The organism is Nocardia rhizosphaerihabitans (assembly GCF_014646295.1).
GTDB classification, from domain to species: Bacteria; Actinomycetota; Actinomycetes; order Mycobacteriales; family Mycobacteriaceae; genus Nocardia; species Nocardia rhizosphaerihabitans.
Genome location: NZ_BMNE01000002.1, coordinates 1,006,845 through 1,020,224 on the forward strand (window position 1 = coordinate 1,006,845; position 13,380 = coordinate 1,020,224).

Genomic DNA, 13,380 nt, shown 5'->3' on the forward strand with positions numbered 1-13,380 from the left:
CCGGATGGGGTACCGGGAGAACACGATGTCCGCTCGTGTCGAAGACATTGCGCTGGCTCACGTGTCCATCGAAGTCGGGCATTTCTTCCTGTCCGACCTTCGGGCGGAAGATTCGATCGCCGCCCAATTCCGGCGGATCGCGCTCCTGTGCGAATCTTTCACCGAACTCGCCAGACGAGAGTTCGCGGCGGCTGCGGGTGGTGCGTCCCGGGTGCGGGTGAGTACTTGCTTCTTGCTCGACGACTATTCACACACCGATACCGATCCCCGGGTGATCTTGCCCGAACTCCTGCGCATCGCGGCCGAGTGCGGTGTGCGGATCGACTACCTGGGCAGCGAGGCCGGCTGCAACAAATACCTGCGCCGCCGGCACGACGAGTCGCGGATTCCGCTGGCGCAGATGGTGGCCGACTCGATTGTCGCCGAGCCGGGGCCGGGCAGCACGGGACGGAGGCCACCGACCGCGGAATCCGGCTGGCTGTGCAACGGCGAGCGGTCCAGCGATCACGAGCCGGGACAGGCGATGGAAGTCAACTACCGACCACCGGTCGAGTTCGGCGCGCGCGATCACTCCATCTTCCTCGACGTCGAGATGTGGCGGGACCGCGGCGCGGGCCAGGAGGTGCTCTGGTCGTGCCCGTTCCTGGCGGCGGTGTGGCAATTGCTGCGCCTCGGCATGCTGCGCTACGAGGGTAAGGCAATCGTCGACGCGGAATACTGGGCGCCCGACCGCGAATGGCCCGCGCGCTGGGCGGATTTGCCGAGCGTGATCCGGTTGCAGGAACGGGCGGCGCCGTTCGCCGCGTTCCGGTCGGTGTCGTTGCTGCCACAGCGCTATCTGGAGATCGAGAACGCGGTGCGGATGATTCTCGAACATGTGGAACCGGACCCCGCGGTCGTCGGCCTGATCACCCGCCGGGCGTGCGAGCAGGGAATCGCGATGACCGACGACCTCACCGACCGGCTCTCACATTTCTTCTTCAGCACGGTCTGATCCGATGCCCGCACCTGCGCATCCGGGACACGCTGCAGCAATGCAACTCGGCGGTGGACCGCTGGCACTGCTGGGTGAAGTGCGCACCGGCCTGCTGCCGGAGTCCGCGGCACTGAGCCGCGGGTCGGCGGCGGAATTGCTGACTCTGGTTCGCGGCAGGCGTGTGCAATCGCGGGAGCGGCCGGTCAGCTGGGCGCAGTCCCCGATCATCGCCGAAGGCGTCGACTGCAGGCTGGCGACCCCGACCCGTGGCCGGGTGCGCGCGGTCGGCACCGTCGCCGCGCACGCCGTCGTCACCGGTGGCCGGATCCTGCAGAGCTCGGCCATGGCGACCGTGTCGGCCGGGGAGGGCACCCATCGCCGCAGCTGGGGACACTATCTGGGCCGGATCGGCATCGTCGAGATCCTCACCCGGATACCCGCCGACATCGGCAGTCAGCTCGTCGACGGCTTCCTCGGCCCCGGCGACCCGGCCGTGGCGACGCTCGACCCCGGCGCCATCGCGGCCCGGCTGCACATGCGGGTACGCACCGATCCCATGCTGAATCAGAAGCCGCCGATCCAGGCCAGCGCATCCCGGTTCCGCTGGGCCGCGCGGGTGGAACGTGGTGCGACACCGAGCATGTCGTTCGTGCTGTTCGACGACGAGACCCGGCTCGCCTCGGTCGTTGTCGGGGACGAGACGGAACTTGCTGCGGTGCAACGCTTCTGCGAGGACCTGGCGATGCACGACTGGCTGCTCACGGTGCTCACCGAGGTGATCGACGAGGCGGAGATGGCCGAGCTGTCGCGCAGTTCGCCCGCGCAGGTGCTCACCCCGCTGCTCGAACACCTCGCGCACCTGTGGCTGCCCGGTGCGTTCACCCCGCCGCCGCTGCGCGGGTTGTGGACGAGTCTGGAAATCGATCCCGGGTTCACCGTGCAGTGGAATGCGCGGATCGGGCAGCTGCGCGACCGGGTCGCGGTGGCGACACTGAGCGCGCTGACCCGCAGCCAGGCGCGCTGGTGATCACAGCCGGAACATATTCGGCCAGAAACTGTTCCACACGATGATCGAGTTCGTCGAGCAGCGTGTATTCGGTGGCGGGGCCGGGGGCGCGCTGGAAGTCGGCGACCACGTCGGCGAAAGCACCGGCGTGCCTGCGGATCAGGGTGGTCTTGGAGGCGACGAAATCGCCGAGCCGGTCGTGTTCGGCGTGCTCGGTCATCCTTCGTCAGCCGGTCCGCGGTCTTTGTACCACCGTCGATCGGTCGGGTCGGCCGCCGCCCACTCCTGAGTGATGCGGTGTACCAGCAGGTCTCGCGGCTCACCGGCGCCGAAGTACTGCTCCTCGTGGTCCAGCCAGGTGAAGCCGGATTCCTTGTACAGATTCGTCGCCGGTACGTTCGACGGGCGCACGGTGATGAAGATGGCCTCGACCTGGGACGACCGGCAGCGGGCCACGGCGCGGTCGAGCAGCGACTGCCCGAGCCCGCGGCCCTGATGCCCCGCGGACACGGCCAGTCCGATCAGCCACGCCGAACGCCCGCGGACGGCCACCAACGCATACCCGCAAATCGAGCCGGCCAGATCGGCGACCACCCAGTGCGAGCCGTGAATATCGAACAATTGCCGCAACGCGAAATAGGGGTAGGCCAGCGGCATGAATTCGTGCGATTCGAGCTCGGCGATGGCGGCCAGATCGTCGACGGTGGCGGATCGGAATCGTAGCTCTGCCTGCTCGTTCGAGATGTTCAAGACCGCTCACCTCTCGCCGCCCCGGTGCAAGTCTGAGCTCCAGGGTAAGCGCAGATCGGTGATCGCGGCCATAACCAGGGCCGAAAAGTGTTGGCACACAGCCGGAAGCCACGTTCGGTGAGGGGAGCCGAACGTGGCTTTCGGGTCGGGGTGAGTCGAAGGGAACGACTACACGTTGGCGTAGGCCAGGGAGGGAACCTTCTCGATCGCGAACGATGAGCGCAGGTAGCACCACCAGGTGACGGCGGCCATCACGATGAACGCGACCGCGTATCCCCAGAAAGCGGGGGCCATCGATCCGAAGTTGATATTGGACAGACGCAGCGCCTGTTGCAGGACGAATCCACCGAACGCTCCGACCGCTCCGATCACGCCGATCGCCGCGCCGGCCTGGCGGCGAGCCGTTGCCTGCGTCTCGAGGATGTCGAGGCCGTGCTCCGAGGCGTACTTCTTGGCCGTGGCGCCGAAGATCGAGGGAATCATCCGGTAGGTGGACCCGTTACCGATGCCGGTCAGCACGAACAGCAGCAGGAACGCGGTGAGGTACAGCGGGAAGCTCTTCATCGACAGCGCGGCCATGATCAGGCAGACCGCGACCGACATGCCGGTGAAGACGAAGACGGTGATGCGAGCGCCACCGACCTTGTCGGCGATCCAGCCGCCCACCGGCCGGCTGAACGATCCGACGAACGCGCCGAGGAAGGCCAGGTTGCCGACCATTGTGATCCAGCTGATCTGGGTCAGGTGCGGGAAGTTGGCCTTGATCAGCGTGGGGAAGGCGAACGAGAACCCGATGAACGAACCGAAGGTGCCGATGTAGAGAAACGACATGATCCAGGTATGCGGGTTGGTCAGCGCGAGCTTGTAGGACTTCCCGTCGGCCTTGGCGGAGACGATCGAGTCCATGTACCGCAGCGCGCCGAACGCGGCGACGAGGATGAACGGCACCCACACCAGCACCGCGAGCGTGATGCCGAAGCGGTAGCCCGCGGCGTCCTTGGCCAGCAGATGCGTACCGAGCGTGATCAGCAGCGGCGCGGCGAGCTGCGTCTGGGCGACACCAAGGTTACCGCCCGCGGCGTTGATGCCCAGCGCGGCGCCCTTCTTGCCTTCGGGGAAGAAGAACGAGATGTTCGCCATCGAGGACGAGAAGTTGCCGCCGCCGACGCCCGCCATGGCGGCCAGCAGGACGAAGACCCACATGGGCGTTCCAGGCTGGTTCACGAAGAAGGCCAGGCCCAGTGTCGGGGCCAGCAGCATCAACGCGCTGAACACGGTGAAGGCGCGGCCGCCGAAGCGGGGAACCGCGAACGTATACGGGATACGGAGGGTCGCGCCGACCAGCGTGGGGACCGAGGTCAGCAGCAGCGCATTGGCCACCGCGGTCGGGTTCCCCTTCCCGAGGCCCTCGAGGAACGTGAAGCCGGCGGCGCCCATAGCGGTGACGATGGAGCCCCACAGGACCCAGACGCTGAAGCCGAGGTTCTCGGCGAACACGGAGAACCACAGGTTCTTCTTGGCGGTCTTCTCACCGCCCGATTCCCAGAACTTCGGGTTGTCGGGCTCCCACTGGGTCAGCCAGCGGCCCTTCTTCTGATATTCGAAGGACGGGGATTCCGTCTCCTGGCCGGTGGCGGCGATTGCGGTCATCGGCTTCCTCTCGATCGGGCTCGATAGAAGCGCACCGGATTTCGTGGCGTTCGATGCGCTTCTTGCGGGGTCGAGATAAAGGTAGAAGCCGGTTGTTGCGTGACAATGGCCTCAGGTGACGTTCCCGGCAACTCACGCTCACTGTCGAAAACGCGTACCGGTGACCGGCTGGAAACCTGGATGTAGAAGAGCCGCCGGTTCGCCTTCTCAGCGATCCGGGTACTCGGCGATGAGCGAGCCGAGGAAACAGCGGGTCGCCTGCATCGCCTTGTCGGCGTCACCGTCGATCACGGCCTGCACGAGTTCGGCGTGCTCGGTGTCGTAGGCGTCGTCGGATCGGGCGGTTCGCGCGTGGATCACCTGTTCGATGACCGGCAGCAGCGAATCGTAGAACTCCAGGTATACCGCGTTGTGGCTGGCGACGACGATCGCACGGTGCAGTTCCACGTCGGCGGCGATGGCGACCGGGTCGGGTTCGGTCCAGTTGCGGTTGCTTCGCTCGGCGAGCAGCCGGCGCAGCGTGGCGATGTCGGCGTCGTCGCGGCGGCGGGCGGCCAGGCCCGCGGCGGTGGTGTCGAGCGCCTGCCGGAGTTCGAGGATGTCGCGTTCCTCGGCGTCGGCGAAGAACTTGCCCAGGGTGCCGCCGACCTCGGAGGTGGCGATCACATAGGTGCCCGAGCCCTGTCTGCGTTCGAGCATGCCCGCGTGCACGAGGGCTTGGACGCCTTCGCGGACGGTGTTGCGCCCGGTCCCGGTGAGCTCGGTGAGCTCCGGTTCGGTCGGGATCCGTTGACCGACCGGCCAACGGCCGGAACGGATTTCGGCCCGAAGCTGCTCGGTGACCTGGGCGATGAGGCTGGTTCGCCGGACGGGTTGCACGTCAGCAAGGGTACCGCTGCTCACATATCATTGCACCGATCATGGGGTCATCCTATGATTTCGACGTGACCGCGACCCTCCCCGAGACCCCAACTCTGTCCGACTCCGGTACGCGTAGTCGTACCCGCGCGCTGATCGAAGGCCGCCTGCTCGTGCTGGCGGCCATTGTCATGTCGGCGCTGACGTTGCGGGCCGCGGTCACCGCGTTCAGTCCGCTGGCGGAGGAGATCGGCGCCGATATCGGGTACGGGACCGCGATCGTCGGCGTGTTCGGCATGCTGCCGACCGCGATGTTCGCCATCGCCGGGCTGGTGACGCCGCTGCTGGTGCGCCGGTTCGGGTTGGAGCGCACGGTGCTCATCGCGATGCTGCTGGCCGGGACGGGCTCGCTCACCCGCGTGTTCTCCGCGGGCACCGGCGAGCTGCTGGCCTTCTCCGGCGTGGTGCTGCTCGGGATGGGTATCGGCAATGTGGTGATTCCGCCGCTGGTGAAGCGGTATTTCGCCGATCAGCTGGCCGCGATCAGCTCCCTCTACATCGTGATGGTGCAGCTGAGCACCGTCGTCCCCGCGTTCGTCGCGGTGCCGCTGGCGGAAGATCACGGGTGGCGGATCTCGATGGGCGTGTGGGCGCTGGTCGGCTTCGCCGCCGCGGTGCCGTGGCTGTTCGTCCTGCGTGACCGCAAGGGTCGCGACCGGGTCGACGTCACCGCGCTGCCCGCCGAATCGTCAACGGCCGCAGGCAAAGTCTGGCGTTCGCCGGTGGCCTGGGGGATGGCCGCGATGTTCGGCATGACCTCGCTGACCACCTACGCGATGTTCGCCTGGCTGCCCAAGATCCTGTCCGACGCGGGCGCGAGCGCCGGTTTCGGCGGCAGCATGGTCGGCCTGTTCGCGCTGATGGGCCTGATTCCCGCGCTCGGCGCGCCCACCGTGGTCTCGCGGATGCGCAATCCGTTCCCCGTCGTCGTCGGCTGCATGGTGCTGTTCGTCGTCGCCTTCACCGGCCTGCTGCTCGCGCCCATGGGCGCCCCGGTGCTGTGGGTGGTGCTGCTCGGCCTCGGCCCGAGCACCTTCCCGATGGCGCTGACCCTGATCAACCTGCGCACCCGCACCCCGCATGGCTCGGCCGCGCTGTCCGGGTTCACCCAGGGTGTCGGTTACGCCGTCGCCTGCGTCGGCCCGTTGCTGTTCGGCATGCTGCACACCTGGACCGGCGGCTGGCTGGCGCCGTTCGCGATGCTCCTCGTCGCGCTGGGCGTGCTGCTCGCGGGCGCCTGGCAGGCCTGCAAGCCGCGCATGCTCGAAGACACCTGGAATTGATCGCGAAATCTCACCGTTCGAGTTGCGCGGGTGTGCGTCACGAGTAATGCTGTGTAGGTCACACCCTCACGGGGGTTTCTGACGAATTCATGCCGCTTCCTTACCTGCGGAAATCGTTACGTCACATGCCGGAAACAAAGACTCCGATCTCACCTTCCTGACCGGGCCTCGGTGAGAAACCGTTGATTCGGGCGCAATTTCCCGCAGCATTTCGGCAATACCCATTTCCTACCGTTGGGCCATCGCACTTTTGGGAGGCCCAACTTGAGCACGCTGAAGCGTAACCACGACATCGAGCACTGGGATGCCGAAGATGTCGCGGCCTGGGAGGCCGGCGGCAAGGACGTTGCCAAGCGCAACCTGATCTGGTCGGTCATCGCCGAGCACATCGGCTTCTCGGTGTGGTCGATCTGGTCGGTGATGGTGCTGTTCATGCCCGCCGACAAGTTCGGCATCGACCCGGCGGGCAAGTTCTTCCTGGTCGCCCTGCCGACGCTGGTCGGCGCCTTCCTGCGGATCCCCTACACCGTGGCCACCGCCCGCTTCGGCGGCCGCAACTGGACGATCTTCAGCGCGTTCCTGCTGCTCGTCCCGCTGATGCTGACGCTGTACTTCGTCAACCAGCCGGGCACCTCGTACACGACCTTCCTGATCGTGGCCGCGTTCGCCGGCGTCGGCGGTGGCAACTTCGCCTCCTCGATGACCAACATCAACGCCTTCTACCCGCAGCGGCTCAAGGGCTGGGCGCTGGGCATGAACGCCGGTGGCGGCAACATCGGCGTCCCGGTCATCCAGCTGCTCGGCCTGCTGGTGCTGGTTACCCTCGGTGGCGACTACGCCTACCTCATCTGCGCGATCTACCTGGTCCTCGTCGGCATCACCGCCGTCGGTGCCGCGCTGTACATGGACAACCTGACCAACCAGAAGGCCGACCTGTCCTACATGGGCAAGGCCCTGCAGGTGCCGCAGTCCTGGGCGATCGCCTTCCTCTACATCGGCACCTTCGGTTCGTTCATCGGCTACAGCTTCGCCTTCGGCCAGATCCTGCAGATCAGCTTCAAGGCCGGTGGCGACACCGCCGCCCAGGCCGCCGTGCACGCCGCCTCGATCGCCTTCATCGGCCCGCTGCTGGGTTCGCTGTCGCGGCCCTACGGCGGCAAGATGGCCGACCGGATCGGCGGCAGCAAGGTCGCGCTCGGCACCTTCGGCGCCATGATGGCCGCCGCGCTGATCGTGATCTCCGCCTCGACCATGGCCGACCGCAACAACGGCGTCGCCTCCGGCGCCACCATGACCTTCCTGGTCATCGGCTTCATCGCCCTGTTCGTGCTCTCCGGTTTCGGCAACGGCGCCGTCACCAAGATCATCCCGTCGGTGTTCGAGGCCAAGTCCAAGAGCCTGCCGCTCTCGCGCACCGAGCAGGCCGCCTGGTCGCAGAACACCTCCGGCGCCCTGATCGGCTTCGTCGGCGCGATCGGCGCGCTGGGCGGCGTCGGCATCAACATGGTGCTGCGCTCGTCCTACTCCTCCACCGCCTCGGCCACCACCGCGTTCTGGGTGTTCCTCGCCTTCTACGTGATCTGCGCGGCCGTCACCTGGACGGTGTTCCTGCGCCGTCCCCGCCTGTCCGTGCCTACCGACTCCGATGTCGTGGTCGAGGCCGAGTCCCTGGTCCTCGAGGCCGAAACCAACGCTTCGTCGGCCAATACGTCGGCTCGCTGACTACCGACCACTACCAAGGAGGTCACTCTCATGAACAGCACTCGCAAGACAGTGGTCGTGGTCGGCCACGGCATGGTCGGTCACCGCTTCGTCGAGGCCCTGCGCTCTCGCGACGAGGCAGGCGAATGGCAGATCGTCATCCTCTCCGAGGAGAAGCTGCCCGCCTACGACCGCGTCGGCCTGTCCTACTACGTCGGCAGCTGGAAGGCCGAGGAGCTGGCGCTGCCGGGTAACACCTACGACGGCGACGCCCTGGTCGAGCTGCGGCTGGGCCAGCGCGGCGAGGCCATCGACACTGCGGCCAAGACCGTCACCAGCTCCAACGGCGACGTCATCGCCTACGACGCGCTGGTCATGGCGACCGGTTCCTACCCGTTCGTCCCGCCGGTGCCCGGCCACGATCTGCCCGAGTGCTTCGTCTACCGCACCATCGACGACCTCGACGGCATCCGCGCCGCCGCCGAAGCCGCCGGTCCCGGCGCGCACGGCGTCGTCGTCGGTGGTGGTCTGCTCGGCCTGGAGGCCGCCAACGCGCTGCGGCTGATGGGCATGACTCCGCACGTCATCGAGTACAACGACCGCCTGATGCCCGCCCAGGTCGACGCCGGTGGTGGCGCGATCCTGGAGAAGCTGGTCACCGACATCGGCCTCAACGTGCACACCGGCGTCGGCACCGCCAAGATCGTCTCGATCGAGGAAGAGGGGGCGAACAACGTCACCCTGCACCTGTCGGACGAGTCCGAGATCCACGCCTCGCTGGTGGTGTTCTCGGCCGGTATCCGCCCACACGACGCCCTGGCCAAGGCCGCGGGCCTCGAGATCGGCGCCCGCGGCGGCATCCTGACCGACCTCGCCCTGCAGACCTCGGACCCGAGCGTCTACGCCATCGGTGAGTGCGCCGCGATCGAGGGCGTCTGCTACGGCCTGGTCGCCCCCGGCTACACCACCGCCGAGATCGTCGCCGACCGGCTGCTCGGCGGCGCCGGCGAGTTCCCCGGCGCCGACATGTCGACCAAGCTCAAGCTCATGGGCGTCGACGTCGCCTCCTTCGGTGACGCGCACGGCACCACCGAGGGCGCGCTCGAGGTCGTGCTGCACGACGCGGCCAAGGGCACCTACGCCAAGCTGGTCGTCTCCGACGACGCGCAGACCCTGCTCGGCGGCATCCTGGTCGGTGACGCCAGCCAGTACGCGGCCCTGCGCCCGCTGGTCGGTCGCCCGCTGCCCGCCGACGCCGCCGCGCTGATCTCCCCGGCCGGCGCCGAACTCGGCGCCGACGCGCTGCCCGACGACGCGCAGATCTGCTCCTGCAACAACGTCAGCAAGGGTGACATCTGCGGCGCGATCGCCGAGGGCGCCTGCGACATCCCGGCCGTCAAGAGCTGCACCAACGCGGGCACGTCCTGTGGTGGCTGTGTGCCGATGATCAAGAAGCTGCTCGAGCAGTCCGGTGTCGCGCTGTCGAAGGCGCTGTGCGAGCACTTCTCGCAGTCGCGCGCCGAGCTGTTCGACATCGTCGCCGTGACCGGCATCCGCACCTTCTCCGAGCTGATCGCCAAGCACGGCAAGGGCACCGGCTGCGATATCTGCAAGCCGACCGTCGCCTCGATCCTGGCCTCGACCTCGAGCGACCACATCCTCGACGGCGAGCAGGCGGCGCTGCAGGACACCAACGACCACTTCCTGGCCAACATGCAGAAGAACGGCACCTACTCGGTGGTGCCGCGGATGCCCGGTGGTGAGGTCACCGCCGAGCAGCTGATCGTCATCGGTGAGGTCGCCAAGGAGTTCGACCTCTACGTCAAGGTCACCGGTGGCCAGCGCATCGACCTGTTCGGCGCCACCGTGGAGCAGCTGCCGCTGATCTGGAAGCGCCTGGTCGACGCGGGCATGGAGTCGGGCCACGCGTACGGCAAGTCGCTGCGCACCGTGAAGAGCTGCGTCGGTTCCACCTGGTGCCGCTACGGCCAGCAGGACTCGGTCGGTATGGCCGTGCTGCTGGAGAAGCGCTACCGCGGCCTGCGTTCGCCGCACAAGCTCAAGCTGGCCGTGTCGGGTTGCGCGCGTGAGTGCGCCGAGGCTCGCGGCAAGGACGTCGGCGTGATCGCCACCGAGAACGGCTGGAACCTCTACGTCGGCGGCAACGGTGGTCTGACCCCCAAGCACGCGGTGCTGCTGGCCGGCGACCTGGACGACGAGACGCTGATCAAGTACATCGACCGCTACCTGATGTTCTACATCCGCACCGCCGACCGCCTGCAGCGCACCGCGCCGTGGCAGGAAGCGCTCGAGGGTGGCATGGACTACCTCAAGGCCGTCGTCTGCGAGGACAGCCTCGGCATCGCCGCCGACCTCGAGGCCGCCATGGCCAAGCACGTCGAGGGCTACAAAGACGAGTGGGCCGCGGTCCTCGAAGACGAGAACAAGCTCTCGCGCTTCGTCTCCTTCGTCAATGCCCCTGACGAAGCCGACCCGACCATTTCGTTCGACGACAGCGGCGAGCGCAAGGTTCCAGTGCTTCTCGGCCTGCCGGGCATGCCGGTGGGTGTTGCCTCGAACACAGCAGCAGCCGGGAAATAAGCGCTTAACCCTGCGGAAACAGGGCGCCTGTACCAATAGGTAAGGCGTTCGGAGGAGGAACCGACGATGACCGTTATCGACACACCCACCATCACCACGGAGACGGCGACCTGGACCCAGGCGTGCCGACTCGACTTCCTGATCCCGGGCCGCGGCGTTGCTGTCCTGCTCGCGGGTGGCCGGCAGGCCGCTCTGTTCCTGCTCACGGACGGCACGCTCGCCGCCGTCGGCAACATCGATCCGTTCGGCAGGGCCGCGGTGATGTCGCGCGGCATCGTCGGTGACCGCGGCGGTGTCCCCGTCGTCGCGTCGCCGCTGCTCAAGCAGGCCTTCTCCTTGATCGACGGTCGTTGTCTGGACGACGAGACGAAGTCCATTCCGGTCTACGCCGTACAACTCGACGGTGGCGTCGTCGCGGTATCCAACGAGCCGGTGCAGGTCGCGGCCCTCGAATCCTCGGACGGCTGATTTCATGACTGCTCCCACCGACAGTGGCCCCTGCCTTGCCGGCTTCACCATCGGCGTCACCGCCGCCCGCCGCGCCGAGGAATTCGGCACCCTGCTCACCCGCAAGGGCGCGACCGTGGTGTCCGCCCCCGCCATCCGCATCATCCCGCTGGCCGACGACACCGAGCTCGAACGCGTCACCGAGCTGCTGATCGCCGATCCGCCGCAGATCACCGTCGCCACCACCGGCATCGGTTTCCGCGGCTGGATGGAAGCGGCCGAGGGCTGGGGTCTGGCCGAGGTGCTGCGTGACACGCTGGCCTCCACCCGGATGCTGGCCCGCGGCCCCAAGGCCAAGGGCGCGATTCGCGCCGCCGAACTGCGCGAAGAATGGTCGCCTGCTTCGGAGTCCTCGGCCGAGGTGCTCGATCACCTGCTCGCCGAGGGCGTCGAAGGCGTGCGGATCGCGGTGCAGCTGCACGGCGCGACCACCGAGTGGGAGCCGGTTCCCGACTTCTGCGAGGTGCTGCGCTGCGCGGGCGCCGACGTGGTCCCGGTGCCGGTGTACCGCTGGGAGCCGCCCGCCGATCGCGGCCCGATGGACGCCATGATCGAGTCGATCATCTCCGGCAGCCTCGACTGCGTCACCTTCACCAGCGCTCCCGCGGTGGCCTCGCTGCTGATGCGCGCCAAAGAGACCGGCCTGCTCGAGTCGGTGCTGCACGCACTGCGCGGGCGGGTGCTCGCGGCCTGCGTCGGCCCGATCACCGCGGCGCCGCTGGAAGAACTCGGCGTGCCGACCACCATGCCCGGCCGTGCGCGCCTCGGTGCGCTGGCCCGCCATGTTGCCGAGGAACTGCCGCGCCGGGCGAGCCGGATCTACGCCGCCGGTCATCTGATCAGCGTGCGTGGTGGCTGTGTCGTCGTCGACGGTGAGGTGCGTCAGCTGGCGCCCGCGCCGATGGCGTTGATGCGGTCGCTGGCCCGTCAGCCCGGCCGGGTCGTCTCCCGCGAGGACCTGCTGTCGGCGCTGCCCGGCGGCGGTGACGACACCCACGCGGTGGAGACCGCGATCGCCCGACTGCGGGCGGGCCTCGGCACGCCCAAGGCGATCCAGACCGTGGTCAAGCGTGGCTACCGGCTCGCGCTCGACGCCGCCGACTGCGCCGACACTCCGTCCCGTCCGCCGGTGCAGCCGCCGCATCAGGCGGGCATCGGCACGCCCGCCCGGTCGCCGCGCCCCGCGCAACCGATCGGGGTGTGGTGAGTACCGCGCGGCCGGGTGATCCGGCTCTGGTGCTCGTCGCGCACGGCACCCGCAGCGCGCGTGGCGTGGAGATGATCGCCGCGCTCGCCGACGCGGTGGCCGCCGAGCTCGGCGCCACGGTGTCCGAGCCCGGCACCGAATCGCAAGGGGCAGCGCCGAATACGGCCCTGCGCACCGCCTTCGTCGACGTGCTCGGCCCGTCGCCGTCGGAGGTGCTGCGCGATCTCGACGGGCCCGCCGTTGTCGTGCCCGCGTTCCTCGCCTCGGGCTACCACGTCTATCAGGATGTGCCGCGTGAGGTCGCCGAGAGCGGCCATCCCTCGGTCGCGGTCACCGCGGCCATGGGGCCGGATCCGGCGCTGACCAGGATCATGGCGGTGCGGTTGCGCGCCGCGGGCTGGCGTCCCGGCGACGCGGTGGTCTTCGCCGCCGCGGGTTCCTCCGACGCGCGGGCACGCCAGGACGTGCGCCGGGCGGCGGGCATGCTGGCCGAACAGCTCGGTGCGCCGGTGCGCATCGCCTATGTCGCGACCGGTACCCCACGGGTTCCCGAAGTCGTTGCGTCCCTGCGGGAATCGGGTTCTGGACGCGTCTTCATCGCCTCGTACCTGCTCGCGCACGGCCTGTTCCACCAGCGTCTGCACGACGCGGGCGCCGACGGTGTCGCCGAGCCGATCGGTGTGCATCCCGCGGTGGTCCGGTTGATCGCCGACCGATACCGCACGGCCGCACAGGAACTGGTGCGCGCCGAGGTGCGCTGAGCTCGCACGTCATCTCGCGC

11 protein-coding genes are annotated in these 13,380 nt (G+C 68.1%); 8 read left to right on the top strand and 3 right to left on the bottom strand.

The features are described 5' to 3' along the window. Positions 1–4: 4 nt before the first annotated feature. The gene (locus IEY60_RS11150; protein WP_189027520.1) at positions 5–994 is read left to right on the top strand and encodes an SCO2522 family protein; all 990 of its coding nucleotides are present in this window, start codon (positions 5–7) and stop codon (positions 992–994) included. 40 nt (positions 995–1,034) lie between these two features. Then, on the top strand, positions 1,035–2,003 hold the full coding sequence (locus IEY60_RS11155; protein WP_189026740.1) for an SCO2521 family protein: 969 nt from the start codon (positions 1,035–1,037) through the stop codon (positions 2,001–2,003). Positions 2,004–2,198: 195 nt separating this feature from the next. Here the strand turns inward: IEY60_RS11155 and IEY60_RS11160 are convergent, their stop codons facing one another. The 3 genes from IEY60_RS11160 to IEY60_RS11170 all read right to left on the bottom strand — a co-directional run bounded on the left by IEY60_RS11160 (position 2,199) and on the right by IEY60_RS11170 (position 5,261). Next, entirely contained in the window at positions 2,199–2,732 is a 534-nt protein-coding gene (locus IEY60_RS11160; protein ID WP_189026742.1) for a GNAT family N-acetyltransferase, read from the bottom strand. Between the two features lie 168 nt (positions 2,733–2,900). Next, the gene (locus IEY60_RS11165) at positions 2,901–4,382 is read right to left on the bottom strand and encodes an MFS transporter (RefSeq protein ID WP_189026744.1); all 1,482 of its coding nucleotides are present in this window, start codon (positions 4,380–4,382) and stop codon (positions 2,901–2,903) included. A gap of 207 nt (positions 4,383–4,589) precedes the next feature. Continuing rightward, positions 4,590–5,261, bottom strand: a complete 672-nt coding sequence (locus IEY60_RS11170; protein WP_189026746.1) for a FadR/GntR family transcriptional regulator — start codon at positions 5,259–5,261, stop codon at positions 4,590–4,592. Positions 5,262–5,326: 65 nt separating this feature from the next. On the opposite strand from IEY60_RS11170, the gene IEY60_RS11175 reads away from it, so the two are divergent. The 6 genes from IEY60_RS11175 to IEY60_RS11200 all read left to right on the top strand — a co-directional run bounded on the left by IEY60_RS11175 (position 5,327) and on the right by IEY60_RS11200 (position 13,360). Next, positions 5,327–6,583, top strand: a complete 1,257-nt coding sequence (locus IEY60_RS11175; protein ID WP_189026748.1) for a CynX/NimT family MFS transporter — start codon at positions 5,327–5,329, stop codon at positions 6,581–6,583. Positions 6,584–6,847: 264 nt separating this feature from the next. Beyond that, complete coding sequence (locus tag IEY60_RS11180) at positions 6,848–8,305, top strand: nitrate/nitrite transporter (protein WP_189026750.1); 1,458 nt, start codon at positions 6,848–6,850, stop codon at positions 8,303–8,305. Positions 8,306–8,335: 30 nt separating this feature from the next. Continuing rightward, positions 8,336–10,885 carry a nitrite reductase large subunit NirB gene (gene nirB / locus IEY60_RS11185; RefSeq protein WP_189026752.1) on the top strand — a complete coding sequence of 850 codons (2,550 nt, stop codon included), beginning with the start codon at positions 8,336–8,338 and terminating at the stop codon, positions 10,883–10,885. Between the two features lie 66 nt (positions 10,886–10,951). Further along, positions 10,952–11,353, top strand: a complete 402-nt coding sequence (gene nirD / locus IEY60_RS11190; RefSeq protein WP_189026754.1) for a nitrite reductase small subunit NirD — start codon at positions 10,952–10,954, stop codon at positions 11,351–11,353. A gap of 4 nt (positions 11,354–11,357) precedes the next feature. Beyond that, positions 11,358–12,599: a uroporphyrinogen-III synthase gene (locus tag IEY60_RS11195; RefSeq protein WP_189026756.1), complete on the top strand. Its 1,242-nt coding sequence runs from the start codon at positions 11,358–11,360 to the stop codon at positions 12,597–12,599. Next, a complete protein-coding gene (locus IEY60_RS11200) occupies positions 12,596–13,360 on the top strand; it encodes a sirohydrochlorin chelatase (RefSeq protein ID WP_505827106.1) in 765 nt (254 codons plus the stop codon). The genes IEY60_RS11195 and IEY60_RS11200 overlap by 4 nt, the downstream gene beginning before the upstream one ends. The last annotated feature ends 20 nt before the right edge of the window (positions 13,361–13,380 follow it).